We start from the raw sequence: 26,332 nt of genomic DNA, 5'->3' as shown, positions 1-26,332 counted from the left end.
ATCCCTTACTTGCAGCGGCGATGTCGCCGTCGTCGCTGCAGCTCTTCACTGAATTCAGAAGAGGTCAGGATGGCGAATGTTGCCATGGAGGATCGACATGACTTGGACCGCCTCGAATCCGAGGCGAAGACGTCAGGCGGCCAGGAGTTCGTCGGCAGGACCGAAGAATTCGTAGTGGATGCGGTCTTGCGCGACGCCGGCGAGCGCCAGCCCGTTGACGAAGGTGCGCAAGAAGCCCTTCGGGCCGCAGAGGTAATAATCCGCTTCGGCGACCGGCGTGTTCGCCTTCAGCCAGTCGAGCGAGATCGCGCCCACCTCGTCGAAGTCCCGGCCGCGGACGTCTTCCGAGCGCGGCTCCAGATAGAAGGTCGTTGCGTCGACTGAGGCCGTGGAGGAGACCAGATCCCGCACATGGTCTCGCATCGCATGCGTCGCACCGTTCAACGCACCATGGACGTAGTGGACCGGCACATTCAGGCCCGTCCTGGTGAGCGTCTCCAGCATCGCGATCATCGGCGTCAGCCCGACGCCGCCGCTGACGAGGACCACAGGCCGCTCTGGTTCGTGCCCGAGAAAGAACTCGCCTGCCGGCGCGGACACCTTCAGCAACGTGCCGACCTCGGCCGCATCGTGGAGCCAGTTCGAGGCGGAGCCCACGGGCTCCCGCTTCACCGAAATGCGATAGGTCTCGCCGTTCGAAGCGGCCGAGATGCTGTAGTTGCGCTTCTGCGGTCGCTCGCCCGGCAGCTCGAGCCAGAAGGTCAGGTACTGCCCCGGCTTGTGGGCAAGGACGGGGTTCCCGTCCAGCGGCCGCAGAACGAAGGAGGTGATGACCTCGCTCTCGCGGATCTTCGCCTCGACCAGGAAGTCGCGCCAGCCGGTCCAGCCGCCGTCGGCGTCGGCAATCGCCTGATACACCGCAGCCTCGCGGGCGATCAGGATGTCGGCGAGGAACCAGTAGGCTTCGCCCCAGGCGGCCAACACCGGCTCGCTCGCCACATCGCCGAGCACGTCCTTGATCGCGCCGAGCAGCGCTTCGGCGACATAGGGATAGTACTCGGGAAGGATCTGCAGGCCGACATGCTTCTGGGCGATGCGTTCGACCGCCGCACCAAGAACGCCGAGATTGTCGATGTTCTGCGCATAGGCGAGGATTGCATCGGCAAGTGCCCGCGGCTGCGAGCCGGTGTCACCGTGATGCGACTGGTTGAACAGGTCCCGTACCATCGGATCCTGGAATATGCGGGCATACATCGCCATGGTGATCTCCAGCCCGTGCGCCTCGAGGGCAGGCACCGTGGCCTTCACAGTGGCGATCGTCTGTGCGCTGAGTTGCGACGGCATTCTCGTTACTCCTTGGATAGGTTCGGTCGGGGAATGGCTCAGGCCGAGCGCGCGGCCGACCGCTGCGCGCGCGTAAGTTCCGGCCGGAAGAACAGGCCTGCCTTCAGGCTGTCGGCGATCCGGTCGGCCTTGAGCTGGAGGAGAGCTGCAGCCTCCGGTGGGAAGCGGTCGGAGGTGGTCTCGCGCCAGATCCCCAGCCAGCGGTCGAACATCGCTGGATCGATCATGTCCACATGGCGAAGGTGCGCCGCAAAGGGGTTGCCCTTGTAGCGGCCGGTCCCCAGCAGGACCGACGACCAGAACGCCGTCAGACGCTCCAGATGCGCCGGCCAGTCGCCGATAGTGCCTTCGAACAGCGGGCCGAGGACCGCGTCGGCGCGCACCCGTGCGTAGAACGCAGATACCAGACCGCGAAGCGCCTCCTCGGTCAGGATTGCTCGTAGCTCGGATGGTTTCTGCATGACGCCTCCAAACATGCATTTCCAATGCATGTTAAACGGCGCCTATCGCCTCTCGACAAAAGATGCAAGAGAAATACATCTTAGGTGACGACAATGCCGAACGGATCCGATGCGACTGACCCGCTACACCGACTATGCCCTGCGCGTGCTGATCTATCTGTCGGCGCGGCCCGGCCGGCTATGCTCCATAGCCGAGATCGCGGAAGCCTACGGCATCTCGCACAACCATTTGACGAAGGTGGTCCACGAACTCGGCAAGGCCGGTTACCTCACGACCCTGCGCGGCCGCGCCGGCGGCATCAGGCTGGCCAAGCCGTCTGACGAGATCCGGATCGGCGAAATCGTCCGGGCGACCGAAGACGGGTTCGACCTTGCCGACTGCAGGAACTGCGTGATTGCGCCGGCCTGCGGGATGACGAGTGTCCTCGGCGAGGCGGTCGCGGCGTTCCTGTCGGTACTTGACAATTACACCTTTGCCGATCTGCCAAAACGCGAGATCGACATCCTCTCGCTGTTCCCGATGGCCGAAGCGCCTACTATCGCCGCGCAAGTCGCGGCCTTCGAAGCCGCGGGCCGACGATGAAAGCGAATGCAAATCCGGTTTGGACGTACAGGGCGGACGAACCGGTGGCCTGCGCATTCGGCATTTCCGTCACATCGTACCTAGCGGAGGTCCGGGGGGACAGGGTCCGAGGTACCATCAGAAGTGGCGCGACCATGAAATGCACGCGATTTTCCGGAGATTACAAAACGCTTCCCGGTCTCGTGAGAAGCAGCCTGCCATAACCGGCAGCGTAGCCGAGGAAGGCTGCCGCCCAAGCAAGTCCCGCCAAATTGAGAAGGTTGAGGTAGGCGCCGCCGGCATAAGGAGCTGCCATTCGGGCGAGGGTGCCAATTAGCACCAACACGAACAGGGCCGTCTCGAAGGCACCAACCGTCAACGGTCGTCTCGAGTGGCCGCGAGCGGCGCGAATCATCACCGCCAGCGTCATCAGACCGAACGTGCCCGCCGTCCAGACGTGCAGCGCGGCGGCCGGCTCGACGAGTGTCGGGGCGATGATTCCGGCTGAGACGGCGGCAAAGCCGAGAGGCACCGTGGCGAAGGCAATATGAAGAACGAAGAGCAACGGCTCCGAGCGCGTCGCAAGGCCGCGCCAGCGCGCCAGCCGCGCGGTGTTTAGGCCGGCTGCCGCAAAGAGCAGAGCCGCGGCCGCAAGGTGGTCCGGCAGCGCTGCCCATAAGCCCAGCGCGGCCAACGAGACGGTCATGGCGACCGTATCGAGAGCGCTGAACGGGGCCGGAAGCCGGGTTGCCTGACGCGTCTTCATCCAGTTGCGAGTAAAGGCGGGGACGATGCGTCCGCCGATCAGCATGACGAGAACGAGCACGAATGCGATGCCGGCCCGCACGCTCGTCTCCGCCAAGCCAGTGCTGGCGACTTCCATCTGAAAGCCGAAGTCGGCGAGTGCGATCAGCATGATCAGGACGAGGACCCGCAGATTGCGCCAGTTGCCGGCGGCGATCACCTCGCGGCCGAACACCAGAGCGAGAGCGGGCAGGAACAAAAGGTCGATGGTCGCGGCTGGCCAGAACCCGATGATGGCCGAGATCGACATCGCGGCGCGGCCCGCCAGCCATAAGATCACTAGAGCGAGCAGGAGCCCGCCCGAGACGGGCGGGCGGCCCGTCCAGTTGCTCACCGCCGTCAAGGAAAAGCCGGCGACGATGGCGGGAATTGCGCCAAAGAGCATCGTGTGAACGTGCCAGTTGCGCGGGATGAACGCGCTGGGCAGTTCGGCGCCCGCCAGGACGAACAGCCAAACCAGCACCGAAGCCGCCATCGCCAGGGCGCCGAGGAAGAAGAAGGGCCGAAAGCTGCTCGAAAGCCAGTGGGGATGGCGGGGCAAGGGGCGTGCCGTCGCGGTCATTTGATCCACCTTCCAAGGTTCGCGTTGGATCGTGCGTTCCGAACCGCCTGACCGATCCGGGCGGAACCGGGTTTTGCTTCACTGGTCGCGCTCGCGTCGGGGTGCTGGCAGGTTTTGCCGACCAGCGCCGTCAAGGCCAAGAGAGCGCCGTAAAGGAAAATGGCGGCGATCGTCGCCCAGGCCGCGACCGGCACCAGGTCGGCGCGCGCTGAAAGGTCGGCGCCCACCCGCAGCCCCACGGCTGCCTGGATAAGGGCCGCCGGCAGATAGAGCAGCGGCGTGTAGCGGACCTTTGCCCCGGCGACGGCCGGAAGGATGATCGGCGCGTGCGCGAAGACCATGGACAGGACGAAACCGAGGCCGATCGCGTGTACCGCCGCGTCGTGACCGAAGGCGGCGACGCCCGGTGGCGCGGCGACGACACCGAGCGCCGCAACCACGAGCCAGACATATCCGGCGAGGAGGCAGGCGGCCGAATAGCGCGCCAGCCCGCTTGTGCGGACGGTCTTGCGGGCGATGTCGTGAACGAGCAGCCAGGTCGCCAGAGCGGCCAGCGACGTGCCGAAGAGCCATGAGCCGTCCCAGGGTTCGCCGCTGACGAGCGCCGCGGTGAACAGCGCGATGACGCCGACGAGAACGAATTTCGCCTGATCCGAGGGCGCCATCAGCCGGGACAATTCGATCCGTTCCCCGACGATCGTCAGGATGAGAAAGCCGAGCCAGATATAGGTGATGTCCGTGATGGTCCGGCCACTGAGCCACAGCGCATTCGCCCATACGAAAAAGGCCGCGCCCATCGTCATGACGGCGGCAAACAGCGTCGGTTGCCGCCAGCAGGCACGACCCGTGAGTAGCGTCAGGCCCAGCCCGGCAAGGAGGAAGCCGGCCGCCCCTGCCTGCTCGAAACCGGTGAGGAGGCTCACCACGCCTGCCAGTGACAGGAGCGGCACCATCAATGTGGCGCTGCGCCCATCGGCGACGGCACGCTCCAGGCCGATCAGGGTTCCGAAGAAGCCGGCGATCATCAGCGCGCCGTGAAATTCCATCGCCGAGGCGGGGGCGGGCGAAACGCCGAGACGCGCAAGCCCGCCCGTCAGGCCCATGACGAGCGAAGCGGCGGCAAGGCCGGCCGCAGCCGGGCGCAAGATGCGAGACAGGGTCATGCCAGCTTAAACAGGCGGGAAAAGGCCGCCTTCACTGCGCTTGCCACCGCCGACGGGTGAGGCTCGAACCGGGCCCGAACCTCGGGAGAGGCCAGCGCCGGGCTCCACTCCGCCGAGCGATCGAGGGTAACGCTCACCTGCCTGTCACCACCGATGCGACTTGCCACGGCGACCTTCGCCGTTTCGGCGATCAGCGAGCCGATCGGGCAGGTCGGTGTCGTCATCATCATCACGATGTCGACCCGATCCTCGTCGATCGCGACCGAACGCACGAGCCCGAGATCGACGACATCGACCCCGAGTTCCGGGTCGTGCACCGACCGCAGCGCGAGGCGGACGGCATTTTCGACATCGTCCATCGTTCAGCCTCGCGTGATCCTGACGCGCCATTCGCGGGGGCCGGCTTCGACATAGGTCCAGTCATAGGAGCCGTCGGCGCGTGCGTCGAAGTGACCGCGCAGCGGCGCCGGATCGTGATCGTTGACGATCTCGAAGGCCTGTCCGGACTCGAGAGCGTCGAACGTCCCGAATATGGTCGCGCGGCGGGTGGTGCATGGCAGGCTGCGTACGTCGAGTACCGCCCGGACGTCTGACATGGTTGTCATCGGCAGGAATCCTGTTTGACGAGATTCCGGTTTTGCCAGCTTGGCCGGCATGCATCTTTGTCCTTGCGCAAACTCGCCGCACAAGCTTCCAGGATGCGGCAGGGCCGTCGCGGCCGGGCTTGCCGCTCCACGTCTCCTGGATCGTTGTGGCGAGGCGGATCGTTGAGTAGAGGTGCCGGCTTGCAGGCGTGCCCGAGAATCGCGAGAGCGCCGATGGAGACGAATGATGACACCCCAACGGATAGACAGGTCCGTGCTGAAGGAGCTCGACATCTTCGCCACGATGGCGGACGAGGATCTGGACGCGGTTCTGCAATCGGCCCATACGCGCCGGTTGGCGACCGGCGTGTCCGTCTTCAATCAGGGCGATCCCGCCGCTGAGTTCTTCGCACTCCTGCATGGCCGGTTAAAAGTGACCCAGACCGCTCCGGACGGCCAGCAGATCCTCGTTCGACACGTTCATCCCGGCGATATCTACGGCATCGCCAAGGCGATCCGCCGCAGCGACTATCCCGGCACGGCGACGGCCGTGGTCGAAAGCCTGACGATGGTCTGGCCCATCAACCAGTGGGATTTTCTCGTCGCGCGCTGCCCGGCTTTGGCCGTCAATGCACTGGCGACGGTCGGCGCGCGCCTTCAGGAAGCCCATACGCGTATCCGCGAGCTTGGGACGGAAGGGGTCGAGCGGCGGGTGGCTCACGCGCTCCTGCGCCTCGTTCATCAGGCGGGGCGAAAGACCGACGAGGGCATTCTGATCGACTTCCCGATCACGCGGCTCGATATCGCGGAGATGACCGGCGCGACGCTGCATACCGTCAGCCGTCTGTTGAGCGCCTGGGAAGGTCGGGGGCTGGTTTCCAGCTCCCGGAAAAAGATCGTCGTGTGCAATCCGCACGGCCTTGTCGCCCTCGCGGATGGCCGAGCCGAACAGGACTGACATTCATGGTGCCAGACGGTGCAGCGCGGCGGGCAACTCCTCTCGCGCAAATACAATCGAGGAGCGGCGCAGCACCTGCCCCCTCTCGTCCACGATCAGCGTCAGCCGTGTGCCGCGATGGAAGAACACGAGCCTAAACGTCCCGGCATCCTCGCCTTCGCCCTGATCCAGCCGGCTGGTGATCTCCCCTTCCCGCATCAGCAACTGAACCTCCCCGACAGGGAGCTTGAAGCTTTCGGCGACGAGCGCGGCATCGATGTCGAAGCCGTCTTGTGTGGGTGTGATGCGCGTCATGAGCAATTTTCCATCCTTATCGGGCCGGGGATCCGTCGACTGACAGGACATCCACCAGCTCCGCCAGCATCGAGTCCAACTCGATCCCATGCTCGCGGCAGGCGTCGGCGATCGTGTGGCTCGGGGCGAAGGGGCAGCCGATGCACAGCATCCGCCGTCGAATGAAGACCGGGATCGCGGCCTTGTGGCGTCTGAGAAGGTCGTCGACGGCGAGGTCGGGTCGGATTGAGGAAAGATGCGGTACAGCTGCCATCGGTTCACGAATCCATGTGGCCTGATCAAAGGCCTGTAGCGCCGATCATCGCGGTCTTCTTTGTTCGGGAACAACGTCGACGAGCATTCGTGCCCCTATTGCGCATCATGAGCACAACAGAAGGTGTCTGTCTCATGTCTGCGTCCCCGAGGCTGGTCGCGTCCCGGATGAGGACGGAGGCGGGATGGCTCTTCGCCGCCTCTTTTCGTCCGTTCTTTCTTGGCGCCTGTCTTTATGCCGCCGCCGCCGTGCCGCTCTGGGCGTGGATGTTCGTTTCCGGAGTTGGCGAGGTCGCTCATCTGCCGCCGCTCACATGGCATGCCCACGAGATGGTGTTCGGATTTCTGCCCGCCGTCATCGCCGGTTATCTCCTGTCGGCGACGCCGAACTGGTCGGGCAAGCTGCCGGCTTCCGGCTATCGCCTCGCCGCGCTGTTCGCGCTCTGGCTCGCAGGGCGCGTCCTGCCGCTCGTCCTGCCGTTCTGGCCGGGGACGATCATCGATGCGATCTTTCCACTGACGCTGTTCCTGGCTCTGGCCCGCGAGGCGCGGGTCAAGTCGGCGCAGCAGTCGCGCCATGGCCTGATGCTGTTTCCGCTCCTGGCTCTCGCTTCGATCGCCCATCGTCTTTTGGTCGGAGACGCCGAGGTCGCCGCCATGCTCGCCCGCACGGGGATCGGCGTGGGCGCGTTGCTGATCGCGGCCGTCGGAGGCAGGCTGGTGCCAAGCTTCACCCGCAACGCCCTGTCCGGTGCGCGTGCCGAGCGGGTGCCGGAACCTTATGGCCAATTCGACATCGCCGTTCTGTTTGTCGCCTCCACCGGACTGGTGTCCTGGGTGGTCGCGCCGGCTCATCCGGTGACGGCCGTGACGATGACGGGGGCGGGCGTACTCCATGTCGTTCGTCTGCTGCGTTGGCGGGGATGGCTGCTCCGCGAAATGGGCATCGCAGCGCTTCATCTGGGCTATGGCTGGCTCGCGGCGGGGACGCTGCTCGCGGGGCTGGCCGCCCGGCCGTTTCTTCTGGTTCCGCCCGATGCCGCCCTCCATGCCCTGACTGCGGGGGCCATCGGCACGATGACGCTCGCCGTCATGGGGCGCCTGTCGGCGACGCGAGGGCAGGGACGCCGTGCCGCGCCGCAGCCGATACGCCTCGCCCTGATCGCCGCGAACCTGGCAGCATTGGCGCGTGTGGCAGCGCCCTTGGTCGCGGAGATTTACGTGCCGCTTCTCGGCACTAGCGCGGTGCTCTGGTTCCTCGCCTTTGCAATTCTGCCGCTAGCCCATCTGCGGCCGTGTCCCGACGTGAAATGAGTGCCGAGTTTGCGCAAACGCAATGTCGGCCCCGGGCCCTTGCCCTACAGCATCGACACGAAGACCGGAGGCGGTTTTCGGGAAACGAAAGCATGATGCACAGAGGGGGCCGGCCATGGGTAGTTTCAGCATCTGGCACTGGCTCATTGTCCTGGCGGTTGTGATGCTGCTGTTCGGGCGCGGCAAGATCCCGGAGCTCATGGGCGACGTCGCCAGGGGCATCAAGGCCTTCAAGAGGGGGCTGAACGAGGACGAACCCGCCGCCCTCGACAACGACCTTTCGCCCCGGCTTTGAGACGATACGGCCACTGGACGCGGCTCGCTCGAGCGGTTCGGGCAACCAAGGAAGAAATCATGCAACGCCACGACACCGGCGCGAGATGCGCGCACGGATGGGGCTTTCGCGCGCTCGCGTTCCTGCTCCTGATGCTCTTGTCGCCGGCTCCGGCGCAGGCCGCGTCGGGCGGGCCGCTCGTCGGCGAATATCTCGAGACTGTCGTTGCCGCTGATCTCGTGCCCGGCGCCGACGCCTTTGGTGAAATCCGTGAGGATCTCCCAGTGGTGCCCGCCCTTTCGGACGGAAAGACGATTGGCTGGGTGTTCCTCACCTCCGATTTCGTGCCCACCACCGGCTATTCCGGCAAGCCGATCCATACCCTCGTCGGCATTTCCGACGACGCGGTCGTCACCGGCGTACGTCTCATGAAGCACTCCGAACCGATCGTCCTGGTCGGTATCCCGGAGGCGAAGATCAAGGCGGTCACGGAACGATACGCCGGGCTCGATCTCAACAAGGAGGCGGCGGGCGAGGACACCGGCCACGACCTCGACATCGTCTCCGGCGCGACCGTCACCATCATGGTGATCGACGATTCGATCCGGCGCGCCGCCATCAAGGTGGCCAAGGCGCTTTCGCTCGGGAGTTTCGAGCCCGAGACCGGACCGGCGGGGCCGCAGCAGGCCGTCGATCGCAGCGCCGATGCGGTGCAGGACTGGCAGACCCTTTCCGGCGACGGCTCGCTGCGGCACTTCGTCGTCGATGTGCCGGCCGTCAACCAGGATTTCGCCGCCCTCGGGGACGAGCGCACCGAAAAGCACGTCGAGCCAGGGCCGGACACGGACCCTTACATCGATCTGTGGGTCGGGCTCGCCAGCCAGCCCTCGATCGGGCGAAGCCTCCTCGGGGATGCGGCCTACGACAATCTCGAAGGTCTGCTGGAAGAGGGCGACGAAGCCATCCTGATCGCCGGCAACGGCCGCTGGTCCTTCAAGGGGTCGGGCTATGTGCGGGGCGGCATCTTCGACCGCATCCAGGTGATCCAGGACGACGTCTCTCACCGTTTCCGCGACCGCGAGCACCGCCGTGTCGTGCGCATCGTGGCTGATGGCGCGCCCGGCTTCGAGGAGGCGGATCTGTTCATCGTGCCGGCCAGTGTTGGGTTCGATCCGGCAAAGCCCTGGCGCCTCCAACTGCTGGTGCAGCGCGCGGTCGGGCCGATCGAGAAGGTCTTCCTCACCTACGATGTCGGGTACGACCTGCCAGAGCGCTATCTGAAGACGATCGCGCCGCGGCCTCGCGCCGAGACGGCCGCCGCCAGCGACGCTCCGGCCGAGGCGGTGGTCCCGGAAGACGCGGCGGATATCCGCAATGCGCTGTGGACGCGGATCTGGCAGGCCAAGCGGACCGAGATCGTCATTCTCGGCGCCGGGCTCCTCTTTCTGACGGCGCTGTTCTTTTTCCAGTCGCTTGCGACCCGAAACGAGCGGGTGTTCGGCATCATCCGCACCGTCTTCCTCGTCTTCACGCTGTTCTTCATCGGTTGGTACGCCAACGCCCAGCTCTCCGTGGTCAATGTGCTGGCTTTCGCCTCGGCGGTTTTCTCCGACTTCCGTTGGGAGACGTTTCTGATGGACCCGCTGATCTTCCTCCTGTGGTTCGCGGTGGCGGCGGCCCTCCTGTTCTGGGCGCGCGGCGCCTATTGCGGCTGGCTGTGCCCGTTCGGCGCCCTGCAGGAGTTGACCAACAAGATCGCCCGTGCCCTGAGGGTGCCTCAGGTCACGCTGCCCTGGGGGCTGCATGAACGGCTGTGGCCGGTGAAATACATCATCTTTCTCGGCCTGTTCGGCCTGTCGCTCTACTCGCTGTCCGCCGCCGAGCACTATGCCGAGGTCGAGCCGTTCAAGACCGCGATCATCCTCAAGTTCGATCGCTCGTGGCCCTATGTCCTGTTCGCGCTGGCGTGCCTCGCTCCGGGCCTGTTCATCGAGCGATTCTACTGCCGCTACGTCTGCCCGCTCGGCGCCGGCCTCGCGATCCCGGCCCGCCTCCACATGTTCCGCTGGCTCAAGCGCTACAAGGAATGCGGCAATCCCTGCCAGACCTGCGCGCATGAATGCCCGGTCCAGGCCATCCATCCCACCGGCGAGATCAATCCCAACGAGTGCATCTCCTGCCTCCACTGCCAGGTGCTCTACCAGCACACCAAGCGGTGCCCGGTGGTCGTCGCCCGTATCAAGAAGCGCGAGCGCTTCGAGAAGCAGATCGGCATCAAGCCGTCCGGACCGGCGCAGCCGGCCGTCCAAACGCCGGCCCGAGACGCGCCGGCTCCAGCATCCTGAGATTCAAGCAAGAGAGGGAAGACGAACATGTCGGACGAGAAGACGAAGATCTCGCGGCGCTCGCTGTTCAGCGGCACAGCCGGCGGAGCCGTGCTCGCCGGGGCGGTTCTGGCCGGCGGCAGAAGTCTCATCGGACCCGCCGCTGCCCAGGAAAAGGCCAGCGTCGAGGTCAAACCCGGCGAACTCGACGAATATTACGGCTTCTGGTCGTCCGGTCAGTCGGGAGAGATCAGGGTCATCGGCATGCCGTCGATGCGCGAACTGGTCCGTATTCCGGTGTTCAACCGCTGTTCGGCCACCGGATGGGGTTCGACCAACGAGAGCCTGAAGGTCCTGACGGAGGGCCTTCTGCCGGAGACGAAGGCGTTTCTAGCCAAGCGCGGCATGCAGACCTACCACAACGGCGACCTGCACCATCCGCACATGTCGTTCACCGAGGGCACCTATGACGGTCGCTACCTCTTCGCCAACGACAAGGCGAACACCCGCGTCGCACGTATCCGCTGCGACGTCATGAAGACCGACAAGATCATCGAGATCCCGAACACGTCGGATATCCACGGTCTGCGTCCGCAGAAATGGCCGCGCACCGGCTACGTCTTTGCCAACGGCGAGCATCGCATCCCGCTGCCCAACGACGGCATTATCCTCGACGATCCGACGAAGTACGTCTCCATCTTCACCGCGATCGACGGCGATACGATGGAGGTGGCCTGGCAGATCATCGTCGACGGCAATCTCGACAATTGCGATGCCGACTATGCCGGCAAATATGCCTTCTCGACCTGCTACAACTCGGAAGAGGGCGTCACACTCGCCGAGATGACCGCCAAGGAGCAGGACTGGGTCGTCATCTTCAACATCAAGCGCATCGAAGAGGCGGTGAAGAAGGGCGACTACAAGGAATACAACGGCGTCAAGGTGATCGACGGTCGCCATGGTTCGCCCTACACCGCCTACGTCCCGGTCTCCAACAGCCCGCATGGCTGCAACATGGCGCCGGACAAGAAGCACCTTTGCATCAACGGCAAGCTGTCTCCGACGGTGACGGTGATCGACGTCGATCTGATCGAGGCGGTGTTCGAAGGCGCCGAGCCGCGTTCGGCCGTCGTCGCCGAGCCGGAACTGGGCCTCGGGCCGCTCCACACCGCCTTCGACGGCAAGGGTAACGCCTTCACCACGCTGTTCCTCGACAGCCAGGTGGCGATGTGGAACGTCGACAAGGCGATCCGTAAGTTCCAGGGCGAGGATGTCGATCCGATCCTTCAGAAGATCGATGTCCACTACCAGCCGGGCCACAATCACACCTCCATGGGCGAAACCCTGGAAGCGGACGGCAAATACCTCATCTCCTTGAACAAGTTCTCCAAGGACCGCTTCCTGAACGTCGGTCCGCTGAAGCCGGAGAACGACCAGCTCATAGACATCTCCGGGGGCGGGATGGAGCTCATCCATGATGGGCCGACCTTCGCCGAGCCGCACGACTGCATCATCGTGCGTCCCGACATCGTCAATCCGGTATCGGTCTGGGATCGCAAGGACCCGATGTTCGCCGAGGCCCGCAAACAGGCCGAGGCCGATGGCGTCGATCCCGACTGGCCGGCCGACGTGATCCGCGACGGCAACAAGGTGCGCGTGTGGATGCATTCCGTGGCGCCCGCCTTCTCGCTCGAGCAGTTCGAGGTCAACGAGGGTGACGTGGTGACGGTCTACGTCACCAACATGGACGAGGTAGACGACCTGACGCATGGCTTCACCCTCGGCAACCATGGCGTCGCCATGGAGGTCGCACCTCAGGCGACGGCCTCGATCACCTTCACGGCCGACCGGCCGGGCGTGCACTGGTACTACTGCCAGTGGTTCTGCCACGCGCTCCACATGGAGATGCGCGGCCGCATGCTGGTCAAGCCCAAGAGCGCCTGAGGAACGGTCGTATGCGACGCTTCATCAGACTCCTGGCGCTTGTCCTTCTGCTGGGCGGGCCGTTTGGCGCGACCGCCGAAGAGATCGCCGTCGCGCCTGGAGCGGGAGCGATCGCAGCGGCCATCGACAAGGCCGAGCCGGGGGATGTCCTCCGGCTCGGCGCCGGCACCTATCCCGGGGCCATCACGGTCGACCGGCCGCTGACCATTCTCGGCGGCGGCCAGGCGCGGATCGTCGGTCCCGGAGAGGGCACCGTCATCATGGTCACCGCCGACGACGTCACGGTTCGCGGTGTCGTCGTCACCGGATCCGGCGTCCGGCTCGACGAGCTCGATGCCGGCATCGCCATCGCCAAGGGCGCGGATCGGGCGCGCATCCTCGACAACCGGGTCGAGGGCAATCTGATCGGCATCGACGTGCAAGGCGGCATCGATGCCATCGTCAGCCGCAACCGCATCGCCAATCGCAGCGATCTGCGCCGCAACGAGCGCGGCTCCGGCCTTTACGTGTGGAACGCACCGGGGCTCCTGGCGGAGGACAACGAGATTTCCGGCGGCCGCGACGGCATCTTCATCACCACCTCGCATCACGCCGTCTATCGGGGAAACCGGATGTCGGACCTGCGCTTCGCCTTCCACTCGATGTACGCCAACGACGTCGAGGTTGCCGGCAACGTCTCGCGCGACAACGAGATGGGCTTCGCCTTCATGTACTCGAAGAAGCTCGCCGTGCGGGACAATCTGTCCGTCGGCGATCGGACCCACGGCATCTTCCTGAACTTCGTCAACAACTCGGTGTTCGAGCACAACGCGGTGCGCGAGGGCGGCGAGAAGTGCCTCTTCGTCTACAACGCCAATTCCGACCGCGTGAGCGGAAACCTCTTCGAGAGCTGCGGCATCGGCGTTCACTTCACCGCCGGATCCCAGAACGTCACGGTTGTCGGCAACGCCTTCGTCAACAACCGCACCCAGGTGAAACACGTCGGCACCCGCTGGCTCGAATGGAGCGAGGACGGGCGCGGCAACTACTGGTCCGATCACGTCGCCTACGACATCGATGGCGACGGCCTCGCCGATGCGCCTTACCGTCCGAACGACGCGATCGATCTGGTCACCTGGCGCCAGCCCATGGCCAAGCTGCTCCTCGGTTCGCCGGCGGTCCAACTCATCCGCTGGTCCCAGTCGCGCTTCCCGGAGCTGCTTCCCGGCGGCGTCATCGACAGCCGTCCGCTGATGCGCCCCGAGGGCACCGGCGTGAGACCAGACACTCAACGACAGGCCGGTCAGCCATGACAAACGAGACTCTTCTAGGCGTCGACGATCTGACGATCGCCTTCGGTTCGCTGACAGCGCTCGATCATGTCTCGCTGTCGGTCCAAAAGGGCGAACGGCTGGCCTTGCTCGGCCACAACGGCGCCGGCAAATCCACCCTTTTTCGCGCCATCCTCGGCTTTCTCTCCCCGAATACGGGCACGATTCGCATCGCGGATGCGGCGCCCGGCAGCGAACGCGCGCGGCGCGCCGTCAGCTATCTTCCCGAAGCGGTCGCCTTTCCCAAAGCGCTGACAGGGTCTGAGGTGATCACCTATTTCGCCCGCCTCAAGGGCGAGCCCCCGAGGAAAACGCTCGAACTCCTGGAGACGGTCGGCATCGCGGATGCCTCGAAGCGGCGCGTCGGCACGTATTCCAAGGGCATGCGCCAGCGTCTCGGGCTCGCCCAGGCCCTCATCGGCCGGCCTGACCTCCTGCTTCTGGACGAGCCGACCAGCGGCCTCGATCCCATCTCGCGAGGTGAATTCTACGACCTCGTCGACCGGGTCGCCAGACAGGGCGCGGCCGTGCTGCTGTCCTCCCATTCATTGACCGAGGTCGAGGCGAAGACCGACCGGGTCGCGATCCTGTCGAAGGGGAGGCTGGTGGCCGAGGGTCGTCTGGCCGATCTCGCGGGGGCGGCCGCTTTGCCCATCAAGGTACGCGTCAGGGCGAAGGGAGCCGATGCGGACGCACTGCACGCCAAGATCGGCGGGCGGCGTCTCAACGGCCGTTCGGTGGAGCTCGACTGCGGGGCCGGCGACAAGATGGCGGTGCTGTCGCGTCTCGCCGCGCTCGGCGACGTCGTTGCCGATATCGAGATCGACACCCCGCGGCTCGACGACGTCTACCGCCATTACAGCAAACCGCCGACACATGGAGGCGCGCTATGAAGTCTCTATACCGTATCGCCGCCGTGGCAAGCACTGAAACACGGTTGGCCAGCCGCAACCGTTGGGTCCTGCTCGCAACCTTGATCCTGGTGCTTTTCGCGCTCGCGCTGGCCTTCCTCGGGGCGGGGCCGGCGGGTTCTCGCGGCGCGAGCGCACTGACGCTGACGGCGGCGAGCCTTGCGACCCTGTCGGTCTATCTCATTCCGCTGATCGCGCTACTCCTCTCCTATGAGACGATCGCCGGCGAAATCGAGCGCAACACCCTGCCTCTGGTGCTGGCGACACCGGTCCGCCGCTCCGAGATCCTGATCGGCAAGTTCCTCGGCCATCTAGCCGTCCTGTCTGTGGCGATTGTCGTCGGCTACGGCATCGCCGGCGCCGCGGTGACGCTTGTCCATGGCTTCGACCCGGGCGGCGCACTTGCCTGGGCGAGGCTCATCGTCACGGGAATACTGCTCGGCGCGGTCTTCGTCGCGATCGGCATCCTAGTGTCCGCATCGACACCGCGGGTCGGAACGGCCGCCGCGCTTGTCGTGGGAATCTGGCTGCTTCTCGTCGTTCTTTACGATCTCGCTCTTCTGGCGGGATTGATCGTCGACGATGGCGGCATGTTCACCAAGACCATCTTCCCGCTGCTGGTGGTCGCCAATCCCGGCGATGCCTTTCGTCTTTTCAATCTGGCCGCCCTCGAGGCTTCAGCGCCCGTTGCCGGGATCGACGGGCTGGCACGCAGCCTGCCGTTTCCGCCTGCGCTGGCGCTGGCGGCCCTGGCAGGCTGGCTCGTCGTCATGCTCTCGGCCGGCCTTGTCCGCTTCCGGAGACTTCGTCCATGAAATCGCTCATCGTCGCCGCGGCCCTGACAGCCGCTCTCGCGGGCCTTTCCGCCTGTTCGCAAGAGACGGACACCAAGCCCCTTCCCGTCGCCATGACCGATGAAGCGGTCGGGCATTACTGTCAAATGTATGTCATGGACCATGACGGGCCAAAGGCGCAGATCCATCTGGCACACACGGACCATCCGCTGTGGTTCGCTCAGGTCAGCGACGCCGTCGCCTATCTTCACGATCCCGAACGCGACGCCGAGATCCGCGCCGTCTATGTCAGCGACATGGGCGCAGCGCCGAGCTGGGGCGCCCCGGGCGTCGAGAACTGGATCGATGCCGACGCAGCAAGTTACGTCATCGAGAGCCAGCGGAAGGGCGGCATGGAAGTGCCCGAAGCCATTCCCTTCGGCACGCGCGAAGAGGCCGAAGCCTTCATTGCCGAGAAGGGCGGACGCCGCGTGAGTCTCGCCGATATTCCCGACAGCTATGTGCGCGCCCCCGCCATGCCCGGCGCGGACGCGGCAGAGACGGGCGGGGCGATGCCGGCAGCACATGCAAGGATGTAGAATTATGGACGCGTTCCTCTCGTCTCAGATCAGCCGCCGACGGCTGCTCTTCATCGGCGCGGCCTTCGCCGGCTCCGCCGTCGCAAGCTCGTGGCCCGCGAGCGCCCTGGCAGCGACAACGTTCCGGCGCTGGACCGGCCAGGCTCTGGGGGCTCACGCGACGATCCAACTTGCCGGTGCGCCGCAGCCCCTGGCGGACGAGGCCTTTGCCGCAGTGACCGCCGAAATCGGCCGGCTGGAGGCGATTTTCAGCCTCTATCGGAGCGACAGCGAGTTGTCCCGCCTAAACCGCCAAGGCCGGATTGCTGCCCCATCGCCGGAACTCCTGGCGGTGCTGACGCTCGCGGCGTCCGTGCACCGTCAGACCGGCGGTCTGTTCGACCCCACCGTGCAGCCGCTGTTTGCGACCTATGCCGAGCACTTCGCGCAAACGGACGCGCGGTCGAGGGAGCTGCCACCCCAAATCCTGGACGCCGCTCTCGCCAAGGTCGGCTTCGAGGCGGTTCGCTTCGATACCAGCGCCGTCGCCTATGGGCGCCCCGAAATGGCGATGACCCTGAACGGCATCGCCCAGGGCTTCATCACGGACCGGGTGGCGGCGCTGCTCAAGGCGCGGGGCTTTGACAATCTGTTGCTCGACGTCGGCGAGATCGTCGCGCTGGGGGGAGGGCGCGACGGGCGAGGATGGCGGATCGGTCTGAAACGGGCACCGGATCAAGACACGGTTTCGGATCGGTTGACCTTGACTGATCGGGCGGTGGCAACCTCCATGCTGCGCGGCACCACATTCGACGCCGCTGGCCGGATGGGACACATCATCCACCCGCGCCAAGGGCTCGTCACGCCGACGTTTCCGCGTGTTTCGGTCGTCGATGTCAACGCAGCGAGGGCCGATGCCCTGTCGACTGCCGCCGCCCTGATGACGTCCGACGAGATCGCTCGATTGCGCGCGCGCGGAACCGATATCCGCGTCTGACCGAACCTCGCACGCGAGAAAGGCCGGCGGTTCGTCACCACCGGCCTTTCCTGGAATGGCCCTTTGGTTGGTCCTACTGCTTAACCCGGTCGAACAGGTCGGCGAACTTCTTCTTGGCCTTGCCGGGGTTCTTGACCTTCTCGGCTTCGGCCAGATTGGTCGGTTCTCCGACCACGATCAATGCGACCATCCCCATGCCGTAATGAGGCGTGCATCGGATGCCGTAGACACCTTCCTCGCCCAGCGTAACCGTGACGTCCTTACTTGGCTTGCCCTTGAAGGTCTCGGCGCCTTCCGGGATCATCCCGTCGATCGTCTCGGCGTTGTGGCCGGCATCAACGGAGATGAAATGGATCGTATCCCCGGGCGCCGCACGTACGAGGTCGGGCTCGAAGACCATGATGCCCTTCTCGCCCTTGTTCAGCATCTTCACCTCGTGCTCGGCGGCATGGGCCGGCAGCGCCATGGCGGCGAGAGCGACGCCGGCGAAGACGGTGTTGAGGACGGTTTTGCAGTTTCTCATGGCATAGATCCTAGTCTTGACATCGGCTCGTAACCGATGCGGTCGTTCTAGGGTATTGACGGCGGCGGTCTTTGCGGTCGCGCAAACTCCATGTCGATCCTCATCGAATCCTCGCTTGCGCGCAGGCAAAGGGTTTGCGTCGCGCGCTCTCGCCCCGACAGGCGGTTCGCGCCGCGTGACGAACAAATCGACACCCACACCGAAAAATGAAGTTGACAATGCTATATCATTCGGCTCGCGCAAAGTCGAAGATCACGGGTTTGTCTGCCACATGGGCCATCACAAAGAACCGCTGCGCCAGAAGGATCGGTTGCTGCTGAGTGATTGCTTCGGCATAGAACTGCAGCTATCCGGATTCGCGTTTGCGGGATTGAATGGCCGCGACGGGTCGGAAGGCGAAAGGCGGCTTTTCGCTTGGGATGCCTGAAAGCTGCCAGTCCCCCTCGGCCCGGTGCTTCCTCCCGCAACATCGGGGGAGCAACTGGGAAGAGCCGGTCGCGGATCGGCGGCTTCCGCCTACGACTCTCCGACGCCGACAGTCCTCTTTTGGCTCGTTGCTGATGATTTCGTGCGGATTGGCCAGCTGCTGGAATAGCTCTGCCCAGCGATCCGTTGCCGTCGATACAAAGCCCCTGGACGCAGTCTCGGCGCATGTTCTTGATGGTATCCCCCCTGATCCCGGCGGCTGTCGCAGATGATTGTCGCGCGTGGCGCGCAGCTTTTTGGTGCGGTTCTGGCAAACCGGGGCATCCCCGCGGCCGATGCGCTCCCGTTCTGTCGGCTCGTTTTCCGCTCGCCTGTCACGGTGTCCTCCATCGATCTTCCCCGAGATCAAGCGCTCCCGAACGGCCTCTCCAATGGGCTGATCTGGCCGAAGGCCGGCTGCGCCTCGATCGTCTTTGGCCGCAATGACGCCGGCCAACTTTCTTCCCCTGCCGGGCCCAAGGACGCCGTCATTCCTCGCGGAACAAGAAAGCCGCCCGTCGACCATCCTCCGCGATGCTCAGGCCCGCAAGCGGATGCGACGCCGATCGCCTCCGGCCTTTCGATCGCCATCGAGGCCGCGACGGTGCGGGCTCGAAGACACGAGATCAAGGAGAACCACCATGGCGACCATCGGCACCTTCAAGAAGACCGGCGAAAACGAGTTCACCGGCGCAATCGTCACCCTTTCCGTCCTCGCCAAGAACGTCCGGATCGTTCCCGAGGCGCGCACCAACAGCGACAACGCTCCCAGCCACCGCGTCTACGTGGGTCGAGTGGAGATCGGAGCCGCTTGGTCCAAGCGCTCCAGCGAGGGCCGCGACTATCTCGGCCTCAAGCTTGACGATCCGAGCTTTACCGCTCCGATCTTCGCCAACCTCTTCGATGACGAGGACGGCAACGGCTACAGCCTGATCTGGTCCCGCCCCAGCCGCCGCACCGGCGACTGACGGACCTCGCCTCCCTGGTCGGCTCCGGCTGGCCAGGGAGCCGCTTTTTGCGGACCCCTGCCAGAGACCAGTGACGACACTCGGAAGCCCTCGTTACCAACCGGCTACCCGCTACCCGCGATCCTTGAGGTGATCCGCCGACGGATGCCGCAGCAGGTCGGAGGCCTCCACGCCAAGCACGCGGGCAAGCCGGTCGACGACGTCTATACCGGCGGAATACACGCTGCGCTCGAGCGCGCTGACATAGGTGCGGTCGATGTCGGCACGATGCGCCAGTTCTTCCTGCGACAGCCCTCTGGCCTGCCGCAGTCTCCTCAGATTGAGCGCCAACACATCCCGTATCTCCATGATCGGGATGGCGCCGACTTGTCGAGTATTTCACCACGGAGTATTCTCTACAAAAAGAGCGAGGCACGCCGGAATGGCGGAGAACCGCCCAATGCTGAGACCGATCTGTTTCCCGTAATCGGCCGCCGTGATATCGCACCGCCGACGCTGGAGCCTCTGCGAGGGCCGCCATGATCACTTCGCCATTGCGTGATGCGCCGCCCGAGAGCGACGGGCTGACCGATTACGACCGAGAGCACGTAAAACTCTACCTGCGGCTTCTCGACGCGGCGGCCGACGGCGCCGTCTGGCAGGAGGTGGCCGCCGTGCTGTTCGGTCTGGACGCGGCACAAGAGCCGGAGCGTGCAAAGCGCGTCTACGAGGCCCATCTCGCCCGCGCGCGATGGATGAGCGCAACCGGCTATCGCTTTCTCGCCCGCGAAGAGCAGCACTGACTGCACCCCGTGATGCTGGCGCCGCATCAGGTGATGCCGCCAGGCGGACTTCCCAAGCACAATCGCAGCGGGGAATCTTTGATGGCATCAGCAGCCGCGCGTTTTGCGGCAAGGAGGATGCCATGGTGCCCGATGCATCGCGATGGCGGTCTTCGTCCGATTATGACTATCTCGGCGATCTCGCCGGATCGGATCTCGCTTGGGAATGCCTGCGCCGAAACCCGGACTATCAGCGCGACTTCGCCGAGGTGCAGGACGATGCGCGCAACGCCGCGCATCTGGCGCGCCTGATGCGGCTGCGCTGGGGGATCCGATTTCCCGACAGTACCGGAGCTGAGGGCGAACGATGCGACCGTCTTCTGGACGGCGGAGGTCGATCCGGCGACGGTGCTGCTGACGCAGAAGCCGGTGCTGGCCCCTGCTGCCGGCGAAATCGCTCCGCCGCCTGACGCCGGCGCCGCTCCAGCCGGCGCGGATGGCCTCGACCTCGCCTTCGGCGCCGGCCTCTCCTCCCTCCATGCCTTCGTTCTTCCCGGCGTTGCAGCCGATGGCGCGCCCGCCGCGCTCGTGCCCTTGGACCCCGATCTGCCCGAGCGACTGCGCGCGCTGGAGCGCTATCGGCATGTGCTCACCGGTCGCCGCATTCCACCCGACGACCGGCTGACACCGCAGCGCCGCCACACCATCCGCCAGGCCCTGCAGGCTTTTGACGGGCGAAGCTGCAGCGCCAGCCACCGCGAGATCGCAGCAGCCCTCTTCGGCGCCGGGCGCCTTGCCGATGAGGTTTGGAAGACCTCGTCTCTGCGCGACAAGACCAAGCGGCTCGTGCGTGAAGGCATCCGCCTGGTTGGCGGCGGCTACCGCGATCTCTTCCGTCATCGCCGCCGCGACTGACCCTTTTGCCGCGCGGGGGCGATTCCGTGCTCTCCCTCTTCGCCCTCCCTCTGCGCGGCGCTTCTCCGCCACCGTGGCCTTCGTTCGCCGCCGATCGCCGGCGGCCTCATTCAACTCTCGAAGGCCCGATCATGACGCCCACCATCCCCGGCCTGCCGCCGCGCTATCTGCGCACGCCTGAAGCCGCCCGCTTTCTCGGTCTCTCCGGCCGCACGCTCGAGAAGCACCGCACCTATGGCACCGGCCCCGCCTACCGCAAGCTCGGCGGCCGAGTCGTCTATTCCCTCGACGATCTCCAGGCCTGGGCCGACCGCGGTGCCGTCACCTCGACCTCCGATCCGCGCGGCTCTCTGTTGCCCGCCAAGCGGCATGCCTCGCCCTTGCTGCAGCACACCACCGGCCGCGACGCCCGCTGATGCCGGCGCACATCCACAAGGCCGAGCGCGAGCAGCTCGATCTCTTTCGGGCGCTGCCCGGCGATCTTGCTCCACGCGACGCCCAGGACCTCATGGCTTATCCGTTCTTCTCGCTGGCCAAATCGAAGCGTCTCGCGCCGATTGACTATCGCGCCGGCACCATCGTCATCCGTGTCGAGGCCGTGCCGGAGCACGGGATGGCCACCATCTGGGATGCCGACGTGCTGATCTGGGCCGCCTCGCAGATCGTCGGCGCCCGCGATGCGGGACTGCGCCCATCACGGCTGATGGCCACGACGCCCTATGACATCCTCACCTTCGCCGGCCGCGGCGTGTCGTTGCGCGACTATGCCCGCCTCAAGGCGGCGCTTGATCGGCTGCAATCGACGACGGTTGCGACTTCCATCCGACAAACCGTCGAGCGGCGGATGCACCGCTTCTCCTGGATCAACGAATGGAAGGAGAAGGCGGACGTCCACGGCCGCCCGCTCGGCCTGGAGCTGATCCTGCCGGACTGGTTCTACGCCGCCGTTCTCGACGATGCGCTCGTCCTCACCATCGACCGGGCATACTTCGCGCTGACGGGCGGGCTGGAGCGCTGGCTCTATCGCCTCGTGCGCAAGCATGGCGGCCGGCAGACGTTCGGCTGGAGCTTCGATCTCCAGCATCTCCACGCCAAGTCCGGCAGCCTCTCGCCGTTGAAGCACTTCGCCTACGACCTGCGCGAGATCGTCCGCCGGCAGCGCCTGCCGGGCTACCGGCTCGCCCTGGAGCAGATCGAGGACGCCCCCGTCCGGCTGTCCTTCGCGCCGATCGATGCAGCCTCGTTCGGACCATTACCCCGCTCTCCATCCGCCTGTGCATCTGGGGATAAGCTGTGAATCGTCTCGTGCAATCAGGGACCCTACGCGTCGTGCTATCGGGGACCGGATCCTCGTGCTATCGGGGACCAAAATCGCCCGTTTCCCAAGCGCGATCAGCCGCTTGCGGTGCCCGTAACTTTACTAACGTAGATTCCTTCGGAATCTTTCTAACGGACCCCGCGATTTGCCCACCGGTGGACAAGGCCGGCGGAGGCACCCTCGACAGACCGCCGCAAGGGCTCAGAAACGGGCGAGTTGGGCTTGGCCATGGAGCCGAGTGCGGCGGCCAAAGCGGCTGCAATGAGAGTTTCCAGGAGGAAGGAACAAATGGTCGCGACAGGAGCGACCAACGCCCGCCCAATGGCGAGCTGACACATTCGGCGGGGCCGGGAAACGACGTGCGCAGCGGAGCACCGACACGTCGTTGCCCCAACGCCTCGTCCAGCCAGCCCCCGGTCCGCCGCCATCTCCTCATCCACTATGGCGCCATTCGCCGGCGTCCGCCAGCGAGCGTGTGGAACTGCGACAATGGAGGCGCCCGATGAAGCGCGATCCATCTGTCGAAAGATGTCAGCGAACGCGGCCGACCGACGACCTGATCTGCGTCGAGCTCACATGGATCGAGAAGAAGATCGAGTTCTGGATCCGCTTCGGCCGCAAGGCCAGCGAGCAGCGGCTTGATCGCCGACGGCGCCTGCTGTTCTTCTCTCCCGGCACCGTCTTCGCCTTCGTCCGCTGGGCGGCGAACGATTATGGCACGGTGATCTCGCGGATCGACATCGTGCGCGCAGTTGCGCCTGGCAAACCCTATCAGACGCTGCCCTTCGTGCGCCCCGGCGGCGAGATCCTGCTCAAGATCGCCGGCTGGCCAAAGGTCGAACGGGTGCTGCGGGCGATCGATGCCGTTGAGGCTCTCAGCATCGACCCATGCATGATCTCTGCGGACTACTGGCGCCACGTCCACAACCGCATCACCGCCGGCCACGAGCCCCGCGCCTACACGCGCGAACAGCACGCCGCCTGGCAGCTACGCCAGAGAATTGCCGGCGATCGGCAAGACGGCGGACACGTGCATGCCGATCGGTCGGGAGAGCCGACGCCATGACGCGCAAGGTCATCCTCGCGGCGAGCTGCGTCGCGGTGGCGCTCGTCGGCAGCTCGCTCGCCGCGCCAACGACGATAAAGCTGCTCTGGAATGCTTCGGCCAGCGCGCCGATCGGGCTGTATTGGATCATGCCGGCAGACACTCTCGATGCCGGCGATCTCGTTGCCGCAATGCCGCCGGAACCGCTCGCCCGCTACATGGCGGATCGCGGCTATCTCCCGCGTGGCGTGCCGCTGATCAAGCGCGTGCTCGGCTTGCCGGGGCAGCTGGTCTGCCGCAACGGTCGCAGCATCACGCTCGACGGCAAAAACGTCGGAGAAGCACTCGGCCGCGACCGCACGGGTCGCCAGCTGCCGGGCTGGCAGGGCTGCCGCCGCATCGCCGAGGGCAACGTCTTCCTGATGAACACGAGCGTCCGAGACAGCTTCGATGGGCGATATTTTGAGCTACTTTCGGCGCGCACCGTCATCGGACGCGCCATTCCCATCGCCACCGACGGAGATGGTGACGGCCGTTTCGAATGGCGGAGGCCGGCATGGTGATGGACGCGGACACCGCCTCTGCGACCGGTGCCGGATGGCGCGCTTTCGGCCCGCTCCCCTGCACAAAGACGACACTCGCGCCACTTGGCCGGAATCAAAGCAGGCGATGGTCAACGAGCGGTCGCTGGCCGCTTCTCCTCCTTCCGGGGTTGTTGCTTGCTATCGCCTCCCCAAGCATGGGCAGAGCGCAGGTGTTCCCGCAGGAGCGCGCCACGCCCACTGATCCGATCGGTGCAGCGATCGCCGAAGCTTCACGACGCTTTACCATCCCGCTGCATTGGATCCGCGCCGTCATCGCCACCGAAAGCAACGGTAACGCCCACGCCGTCTCGCCAGCCGGCGCCATGGGACTGATGCAGGTGATGCCAAGCACCTGGCAGGAGATGCGCACCCGATTGGCATTGGGATCAGACCCATTCGACCCGCACGACAACATCCTCGCAGGAACCGCTTATCTGCACGCGATGCTCGATCGCTACGGCTCGCCGGGCTTCCTTGCCGCCTACAATGCGGGGCCGCAGCGCTACGAGGAGAACCTTCTCCTTAGCCGTCCGCTGCCGGACGAAACACGGGCATACGTCGCCGAGCTCGCTCCGATGATCGGCAGTGAGGCGGCCGACTCGTTCGCCGAGGGCGCCATCGCGCCCGTCGACTGGACGCAGTCGCCGTTGTTCATTCGGCGTTACGACACCGCGCCGGCTGCTGCGCCACGGCACGCCGCCGGGCAAACCGGTGCAGCCGCGGCAGTGCCTTTGCGGCGCCAGTTCTCTCCCGTGAAGCCAGCGTCGGACGGACTGTTCGTTCCGATCGCCTCCGCAGACAAGCAGCCATGACGCTGATCGTGCTCCGGCGCAGCCCAGCGAGCCGGCGGTTACGGATTGCGTCTGGATCAGCGTCGCGGGAGGACGCAGTGGAGGTATGGCAGGATAAAGGGCCGCGATGTGCGCTTCCAGTCGGTTGTGCCTTTTTAATGGGTTATGGGGCGATTTCGCGAGGTGCTCCTGATCGGCGCAGCCTGTGCTCACGCTCATTCCTCAAACGAATTATAGCGTTGACGCGATGTGCGGAGGCTTAGTCATGACCGACGACAACGAACTCCGCATCCGGCCAGGCCGCATCCGCTCGACCAGCGCGCAACGGGCGCGGCCCTTCATCGCCCAGGCGGTGGCCGCGGCCCAGCGCGCCGGTGGCAGCGTCTCCCGGCAAGGGAAGATCGGGTCCGGCGCGCGGTCCCGGTTCGGGCGAGGCCAGGGCGCCTCGATCCAGGCGAACCGCCTCATCACCGCGCGCTCGCGTGGCGCGGTCATCAAGGCCCGCGTCGTCCGTCAAGGCGGGCGGTCCGCGCCTCTCTCAACGCATCTCGATTATCTGCGCCGCGACGGCGTCACCCGTGACGGCGAGAAGGCCCGCATGTTCGGTCCGGACGGCGATGACGTCGACGCCAAGGATTTCGCGGAGCGGTCCGAGGATGACCGCCACCATTTCCGCTTCATCGTCTCGCCGGACGACGCGCTGGAGATGTCCGACCTCAAGGGCTTCACCCGCCAGCTGGTCGGCCAGATGGAGAAAGATCTCGGCACGCGGCTCGAATGGATCGCGGTCGATCACTGGAACACCGAGCATCCGCATGTCCACCTGATCGTCCGTGGCGTGCGCGAAGACGGCGAGAACCTGGTCATCTCGCGCGACTATATAAAGCAGGGCATGCGCGCCCGGGCACGCGATCTTATCACCCAGGAGCTGGGGCCGTGTACCGATCGAGAGCTCCGGCAGACGCTGGAACGTCAGATCGACGCCGACCGCTGGACCAACCTCGATCGCCAACTCGCCCGCGACGCCTACCGCACCGGCCTCATCGATCTCGCGCCGCGCGCCGACTGGCAGCCCGACGAATTCCATGTGCTGAAGGTCGGGCGGCTGCGCAAGCTCGAAGGGCTCGGGCTCGCAAACGAGATCGGGCCAGGGCAGTGGGCCATCTCTGACAAGGCCGAGGCGACGCTGCGCGAGCTTGGCGAGCGCGGCGACATCATCAAGCGCATCCATCATGGCCTGACCGAGTGCGGCATCGAGCGCGGTGCGGCGAGCTATGTGCTCGCATCCGAGAGACACAACGATCCGGTGATCGGCCGCCTGGTTGCTCGCGGCCTCGATGACGAGCTGAAGGGCACCGCCTTCGCCGTCATCGACGGGATCGACGGCCGCACCCACCACGTCAAGCTGCCCGACCTCGACGCGGCCGGCGACAGCGCGCCGGGCTCGATCGTGGAGCTTCGGAAATTCCACGACGCGCGGGGCCAGCGCCGCGTGGCGATCGCGGTGCGCTCCGACCTCGACATCTCCGCCCAAGTCACCGCGACCGGCGCCA

The 26,332-nt window shown here is 65.5% G+C and carries 32 protein-coding genes; 22 read left to right on the top strand and 10 right to left on the bottom strand.

Going from position 1 to position 26,332, the window contains the following annotated elements; translation table 11 throughout:
* Nucleotides 1–132 precede the first annotated feature (132 nt).
* Both hmpA and GTK09_RS25040 read right to left on the bottom strand, forming a co-directional pair.
* Nucleotides 133–1,344, bottom strand: coding sequence for an NO-inducible flavohemoprotein (hmpA, locus tag GTK09_RS25045; RefSeq protein ID WP_163466139.1), 1,212 nt, complete (start codon nucleotides 1,342–1,344; stop codon nucleotides 133–135).
* Between the two features lie 38 nt (nucleotides 1,345–1,382).
* The gene (locus tag GTK09_RS25040; RefSeq protein WP_163466138.1) at nucleotides 1,383–1,805 is read right to left on the bottom strand and encodes a group III truncated hemoglobin; all 423 of its coding nucleotides are present in this window, start codon (nucleotides 1,803–1,805) and stop codon (nucleotides 1,383–1,385) included.
* Between the two features lie 109 nt (nucleotides 1,806–1,914).
* Between GTK09_RS25040 and GTK09_RS25035 the strand changes: the two genes are divergently transcribed.
* On the top strand, nucleotides 1,915–2,388 hold the full coding sequence (locus GTK09_RS25035) for an Rrf2 family transcriptional regulator (RefSeq protein ID WP_163466137.1): 474 nt from the start codon (nucleotides 1,915–1,917) through the stop codon (nucleotides 2,386–2,388).
* A gap of 160 nt (nucleotides 2,389–2,548) precedes the next feature.
* On the opposite strand, the gene GTK09_RS25030 is transcribed toward GTK09_RS25035, so the two are convergent.
* The 4 genes from GTK09_RS25030 to GTK09_RS25015 are packed head-to-tail and all read right to left on the bottom strand — an operon-like array spanning nucleotide 2,549 to nucleotide 5,552.
* On the bottom strand, nucleotides 2,549–3,733 hold the full coding sequence (locus GTK09_RS25030; RefSeq protein ID WP_163466136.1) for an NnrS family protein: 1,185 nt from the start codon (nucleotides 3,731–3,733) through the stop codon (nucleotides 2,549–2,551).
* Complete coding sequence (locus tag GTK09_RS25025) at nucleotides 3,730–4,896, bottom strand: DUF8744 domain-containing protein (RefSeq protein ID WP_512698711.1); 1,167 nt, start codon at nucleotides 4,894–4,896, stop codon at nucleotides 3,730–3,732. Before GTK09_RS25025 ends, GTK09_RS25030 begins: the two co-directional genes overlap by 4 nt.
* Nucleotides 4,893–5,255 (bottom strand): metal-sulfur cluster assembly factor, encoded by a 363-nt coding sequence (locus GTK09_RS25020; RefSeq protein WP_163466135.1) that lies wholly within the window; start codon nucleotides 5,253–5,255, stop codon nucleotides 4,893–4,895. Before GTK09_RS25020 ends, GTK09_RS25025 begins: the two co-directional genes overlap by 4 nt.
* 3 nt (nucleotides 5,256–5,258) lie before the next feature.
* The gene (locus GTK09_RS25015) at nucleotides 5,259–5,552 is read right to left on the bottom strand and encodes a DUF2249 domain-containing protein (protein WP_203561197.1); all 294 of its coding nucleotides are present in this window, start codon (nucleotides 5,550–5,552) and stop codon (nucleotides 5,259–5,261) included.
* A 175-nt stretch (nucleotides 5,553–5,727) separates the two neighbouring features.
* Between GTK09_RS25015 and GTK09_RS25010 the strand changes: the two genes are divergently transcribed.
* Nucleotides 5,728–6,438: a Crp/Fnr family transcriptional regulator gene (locus GTK09_RS25010; protein ID WP_163466147.1), complete on the top strand. Its 711-nt coding sequence runs from the start codon at nucleotides 5,728–5,730 to the stop codon at nucleotides 6,436–6,438.
* Between the two features lie 3 nt (nucleotides 6,439–6,441).
* Here GTK09_RS25010 and GTK09_RS25005 read toward each other — a convergent pair whose 3' ends face one another.
* Both GTK09_RS25005 and GTK09_RS25000 read right to left on the bottom strand, forming a co-directional pair.
* The gene (locus GTK09_RS25005) at nucleotides 6,442–6,732 is read right to left on the bottom strand and encodes a DUF6522 family protein (RefSeq protein ID WP_163466134.1); all 291 of its coding nucleotides are present in this window, start codon (nucleotides 6,730–6,732) and stop codon (nucleotides 6,442–6,444) included.
* Between the two features lie 16 nt (nucleotides 6,733–6,748).
* Complete coding sequence (locus GTK09_RS25000; protein ID WP_163466133.1) at nucleotides 6,749–6,985, bottom strand: DUF1858 domain-containing protein; 237 nt, start codon at nucleotides 6,983–6,985, stop codon at nucleotides 6,749–6,751.
* 134 nt (nucleotides 6,986–7,119) lie between these two features.
* On the opposite strand from GTK09_RS25000, the gene GTK09_RS24995 reads away from it, so the two are divergent.
* The 9 genes from GTK09_RS24995 to GTK09_RS24955 all read left to right on the top strand — a co-directional run bounded on the left by GTK09_RS24995 (nucleotide 7,120) and on the right by GTK09_RS24955 (nucleotide 17,409).
* A complete protein-coding gene (locus tag GTK09_RS24995; RefSeq protein WP_163466132.1) occupies nucleotides 7,120–8,298 on the top strand; it encodes an NnrS family protein in 1,179 nt (392 codons plus the stop codon).
* A 115-nt stretch (nucleotides 8,299–8,413) separates the two neighbouring features.
* The gene (locus GTK09_RS24990; protein ID WP_163466131.1) at nucleotides 8,414–8,593 is read left to right on the top strand and encodes a twin-arginine translocase TatA/TatE family subunit; all 180 of its coding nucleotides are present in this window, start codon (nucleotides 8,414–8,416) and stop codon (nucleotides 8,591–8,593) included.
* 59 nt (nucleotides 8,594–8,652) lie between these two features.
* Nucleotides 8,653–10,917 (top strand): NosR/NirI family protein, encoded by a 2,265-nt coding sequence (locus GTK09_RS24985; protein ID WP_163466130.1) that lies wholly within the window; start codon nucleotides 8,653–8,655, stop codon nucleotides 10,915–10,917.
* 27 nt (nucleotides 10,918–10,944) lie between these two features.
* Nucleotides 10,945–12,840: a TAT-dependent nitrous-oxide reductase gene (gene nosZ / locus GTK09_RS24980; protein ID WP_163466129.1), complete on the top strand. Its 1,896-nt coding sequence runs from the start codon at nucleotides 10,945–10,947 to the stop codon at nucleotides 12,838–12,840.
* An 11-nt stretch (nucleotides 12,841–12,851) separates the two neighbouring features.
* Nucleotides 12,852–14,132: a nitrous oxide reductase family maturation protein NosD gene (locus tag GTK09_RS24975; protein ID WP_163466128.1), complete on the top strand. Its 1,281-nt coding sequence runs from the start codon at nucleotides 12,852–12,854 to the stop codon at nucleotides 14,130–14,132.
* The gene (locus GTK09_RS24970; protein ID WP_163466127.1) at nucleotides 14,129–15,043 is read left to right on the top strand and encodes an ABC transporter ATP-binding protein; all 915 of its coding nucleotides are present in this window, start codon (nucleotides 14,129–14,131) and stop codon (nucleotides 15,041–15,043) included. Before GTK09_RS24975 ends, GTK09_RS24970 begins: the two co-directional genes overlap by 4 nt.
* Nucleotides 15,040–15,876 carry an ABC transporter permease gene (locus GTK09_RS24965; RefSeq protein ID WP_163466126.1) on the top strand — a complete coding sequence of 279 codons (837 nt, stop codon included), beginning with the start codon at nucleotides 15,040–15,042 and terminating at the stop codon, nucleotides 15,874–15,876. The genes GTK09_RS24970 and GTK09_RS24965 overlap by 4 nt, the downstream gene beginning before the upstream one ends.
* On the top strand, nucleotides 15,873–16,433 hold the full coding sequence (locus tag GTK09_RS24960) for a nitrous oxide reductase accessory protein NosL (RefSeq protein ID WP_163466125.1): 561 nt from the start codon (nucleotides 15,873–15,875) through the stop codon (nucleotides 16,431–16,433). Before GTK09_RS24965 ends, GTK09_RS24960 begins: the two co-directional genes overlap by 4 nt.
* Before the next feature lie 4 nt (nucleotides 16,434–16,437).
* On the top strand, nucleotides 16,438–17,409 hold the full coding sequence (locus tag GTK09_RS24955) for an FAD:protein FMN transferase (RefSeq protein WP_163466124.1): 972 nt from the start codon (nucleotides 16,438–16,440) through the stop codon (nucleotides 17,407–17,409).
* Nucleotides 17,410–17,482: 73 nt separating this feature from the next.
* Here GTK09_RS24955 and GTK09_RS24950 read toward each other — a convergent pair whose 3' ends face one another.
* Entirely contained in the window at nucleotides 17,483–17,932 is a 450-nt protein-coding gene (locus GTK09_RS24950; protein WP_163466123.1) for a pseudoazurin, read from the bottom strand.
* A 115-nt stretch (nucleotides 17,933–18,047) separates the two neighbouring features.
* On the opposite strand from GTK09_RS24950, the gene GTK09_RS24945 reads away from it, so the two are divergent.
* Both GTK09_RS24945 and GTK09_RS24940 read left to right on the top strand, forming a co-directional pair.
* The gene (locus tag GTK09_RS24945) at nucleotides 18,048–18,359 is read left to right on the top strand and encodes a hypothetical protein (protein WP_163466122.1); all 312 of its coding nucleotides are present in this window, start codon (nucleotides 18,048–18,050) and stop codon (nucleotides 18,357–18,359) included.
* 679 nt (nucleotides 18,360–19,038) lie between these two features.
* The gene (locus GTK09_RS24940; RefSeq protein ID WP_163466121.1) at nucleotides 19,039–19,365 is read left to right on the top strand and encodes a DUF736 domain-containing protein; all 327 of its coding nucleotides are present in this window, start codon (nucleotides 19,039–19,041) and stop codon (nucleotides 19,363–19,365) included.
* A 111-nt stretch (nucleotides 19,366–19,476) separates the two neighbouring features.
* On the opposite strand, the gene GTK09_RS24935 is transcribed toward GTK09_RS24940, so the two are convergent.
* Nucleotides 19,477–19,713, bottom strand: a complete 237-nt coding sequence (locus GTK09_RS24935; protein ID WP_163466120.1) for a helix-turn-helix domain-containing protein — start codon at nucleotides 19,711–19,713, stop codon at nucleotides 19,477–19,479.
* A 170-nt stretch (nucleotides 19,714–19,883) separates the two neighbouring features.
* On the opposite strand from GTK09_RS24935, the gene GTK09_RS24930 reads away from it, so the two are divergent.
* From GTK09_RS24930 to GTK09_RS24890, 9 genes are all read left to right on the top strand, one after another.
* Nucleotides 19,884–20,147: a DNA -binding domain-containing protein gene (locus GTK09_RS24930; RefSeq protein ID WP_163466119.1), complete on the top strand. Its 264-nt coding sequence runs from the start codon at nucleotides 19,884–19,886 to the stop codon at nucleotides 20,145–20,147.
* Complete coding sequence (locus GTK09_RS24925) at nucleotides 20,096–20,596, top strand: transcriptional regulator domain-containing protein (protein WP_163466118.1); 501 nt, start codon at nucleotides 20,096–20,098, stop codon at nucleotides 20,594–20,596. The genes GTK09_RS24930 and GTK09_RS24925 overlap by 52 nt, the downstream gene beginning before the upstream one ends.
* Nucleotides 20,535–21,041 carry a DUF2285 domain-containing protein gene (locus GTK09_RS24920; protein ID WP_163466117.1) on the top strand — a complete coding sequence of 169 codons (507 nt, stop codon included), beginning with the start codon at nucleotides 20,535–20,537 and terminating at the stop codon, nucleotides 21,039–21,041. Before GTK09_RS24925 ends, GTK09_RS24920 begins: the two co-directional genes overlap by 62 nt.
* A gap of 131 nt (nucleotides 21,042–21,172) precedes the next feature.
* A complete protein-coding gene (locus tag GTK09_RS24915; RefSeq protein WP_163466116.1) occupies nucleotides 21,173–21,457 on the top strand; it encodes a helix-turn-helix transcriptional regulator in 285 nt (94 codons plus the stop codon).
* Nucleotides 21,457–22,338, top strand: coding sequence for a replication initiator protein A (locus GTK09_RS24910; protein ID WP_203561196.1), 882 nt, complete (start codon nucleotides 21,457–21,459; stop codon nucleotides 22,336–22,338). The genes GTK09_RS24915 and GTK09_RS24910 overlap by 1 nt, the downstream gene beginning before the upstream one ends.
* Before the next feature lie 523 nt (nucleotides 22,339–22,861).
* Nucleotides 22,862–23,425, top strand: a complete 564-nt coding sequence (locus GTK09_RS24905; protein WP_163466115.1) for a DUF2840 domain-containing protein — start codon at nucleotides 22,862–22,864, stop codon at nucleotides 23,423–23,425.
* Nucleotides 23,422–23,967 (top strand): S26 family signal peptidase, encoded by a 546-nt coding sequence (locus GTK09_RS24900; RefSeq protein ID WP_163466114.1) that lies wholly within the window; start codon nucleotides 23,422–23,424, stop codon nucleotides 23,965–23,967. Before GTK09_RS24905 ends, GTK09_RS24900 begins: the two co-directional genes overlap by 4 nt.
* Before the next feature lie 191 nt (nucleotides 23,968–24,158).
* Nucleotides 24,159–24,800 (top strand): lytic transglycosylase domain-containing protein, encoded by a 642-nt coding sequence (locus tag GTK09_RS24895; protein ID WP_312869958.1) that lies wholly within the window; start codon nucleotides 24,159–24,161, stop codon nucleotides 24,798–24,800.
* Between the two features lie 244 nt (nucleotides 24,801–25,044).
* Nucleotides 25,045–26,332, top strand: a 1,288-nt coding sequence (locus GTK09_RS24890) for a relaxase/mobilization nuclease domain-containing protein (protein ID WP_163466145.1), incomplete at its 3' end; no start/stop codon positions are given.

Source organism: Jiella pacifica, assembly GCF_010500815.1.
Taxonomy (GTDB): domain Bacteria; phylum Pseudomonadota; class Alphaproteobacteria; order Rhizobiales; family Rhizobiaceae; genus Jiella; species Jiella pacifica.
This window is presented reverse-complemented; position numbering and strand designations above follow the sequence as displayed.

Coding starts and splice junctions, on each gene's coding strand:
- GTK09_RS24970 (WP_163466127.1), top strand. CDS start 14,129: ATGACAAACGAGACTCTTCTAGGCGTCGACGATCTGACGATCGCCTTC.
- nosZ (WP_163466129.1), top strand. CDS start 10,945: ATGTCGGACGAGAAGACGAAGATCTCGCGGCGCTCGCTGTTCAGCGGC.
- GTK09_RS24930 (WP_163466119.1), top strand. CDS start 19,884: ATGATCACTTCGCCATTGCGTGATGCGCCGCCCGAGAGCGACGGGCTG.
- GTK09_RS24905 (WP_163466115.1), top strand. CDS start 22,862: ATGAAGCGCGATCCATCTGTCGAAAGATGTCAGCGAACGCGGCCGACC.
- GTK09_RS25000 (WP_163466133.1), bottom strand. CDS start 6,985: ATGGCAGCTGTACCGCATCTTTCCTCAATCCGACCCGACCTCGCCGTC.
- GTK09_RS25020 (WP_163466135.1), bottom strand. CDS start 5,255: ATGGACGATGTCGAAAATGCCGTCCGCCTCGCGCTGCGGTCGGTGCAC.
- GTK09_RS24955 (WP_163466124.1), top strand. CDS start 16,438: ATGGACGCGTTCCTCTCGTCTCAGATCAGCCGCCGACGGCTGCTCTTC.
- hmpA (WP_163466139.1), bottom strand. CDS start 1,344: ATGCCGTCGCAACTCAGCGCACAGACGATCGCCACTGTGAAGGCCACG.
- GTK09_RS25015 (WP_203561197.1), bottom strand. CDS start 5,552: ATGCCGGCCAAGCTGGCAAAACCGGAATCTCGTCAAACAGGATTCCTG.
- GTK09_RS24910 (WP_203561196.1), top strand. CDS start 21,457: ATGCCGGCGCACATCCACAAGGCCGAGCGCGAGCAGCTCGATCTCTTT.
- GTK09_RS24985 (WP_163466130.1), top strand. CDS start 8,653: ATGCAACGCCACGACACCGGCGCGAGATGCGCGCACGGATGGGGCTTT.
- GTK09_RS24950 (WP_163466123.1), bottom strand. CDS start 17,932: ATGAGAAACTGCAAAACCGTCCTCAACACCGTCTTCGCCGGCGTCGCT.
- GTK09_RS24900 (WP_163466114.1), top strand. CDS start 23,422: ATGACGCGCAAGGTCATCCTCGCGGCGAGCTGCGTCGCGGTGGCGCTC.
- GTK09_RS25040 (WP_163466138.1), bottom strand. CDS start 1,805: ATGCAGAAACCATCCGAGCTACGAGCAATCCTGACCGAGGAGGCGCTT.
- GTK09_RS24915 (WP_163466116.1), top strand. CDS start 21,173: ATGACGCCCACCATCCCCGGCCTGCCGCCGCGCTATCTGCGCACGCCT.
- GTK09_RS24965 (WP_163466126.1), top strand. CDS start 15,040: ATGAAGTCTCTATACCGTATCGCCGCCGTGGCAAGCACTGAAACACGG.
- GTK09_RS25010 (WP_163466147.1), top strand. CDS start 5,728: ATGACACCCCAACGGATAGACAGGTCCGTGCTGAAGGAGCTCGACATC.
- GTK09_RS24975 (WP_163466128.1), top strand. CDS start 12,852: ATGCGACGCTTCATCAGACTCCTGGCGCTTGTCCTTCTGCTGGGCGGG.
- GTK09_RS24940 (WP_163466121.1), top strand. CDS start 19,039: ATGGCGACCATCGGCACCTTCAAGAAGACCGGCGAAAACGAGTTCACC.
- GTK09_RS24960 (WP_163466125.1), top strand. CDS start 15,873: ATGAAATCGCTCATCGTCGCCGCGGCCCTGACAGCCGCTCTCGCGGGC.
- GTK09_RS25025 (WP_512698711.1), bottom strand. CDS start 4,896: ATGACCCTGTCTCGCATCTTGCGCCCGGCTGCGGCCGGCCTTGCCGCC.
- GTK09_RS25005 (WP_163466134.1), bottom strand. CDS start 6,732: ATGACGCGCATCACACCCACACAAGACGGCTTCGACATCGATGCCGCG.
- GTK09_RS24925 (WP_163466118.1), top strand. CDS start 20,096: ATGGATGAGCGCAACCGGCTATCGCTTTCTCGCCCGCGAAGAGCAGCA.
- GTK09_RS24995 (WP_163466132.1), top strand. CDS start 7,120: ATGTCTGCGTCCCCGAGGCTGGTCGCGTCCCGGATGAGGACGGAGGCG.
- GTK09_RS25035 (WP_163466137.1), top strand. CDS start 1,915: ATGCGACTGACCCGCTACACCGACTATGCCCTGCGCGTGCTGATCTAT.
- GTK09_RS24990 (WP_163466131.1), top strand. CDS start 8,414: ATGGGTAGTTTCAGCATCTGGCACTGGCTCATTGTCCTGGCGGTTGTG.
- GTK09_RS25030 (WP_163466136.1), bottom strand. CDS start 3,733: ATGACCGCGACGGCACGCCCCTTGCCCCGCCATCCCCACTGGCTTTCG.
- GTK09_RS24935 (WP_163466120.1), bottom strand. CDS start 19,713: ATGGAGATACGGGATGTGTTGGCGCTCAATCTGAGGAGACTGCGGCAG.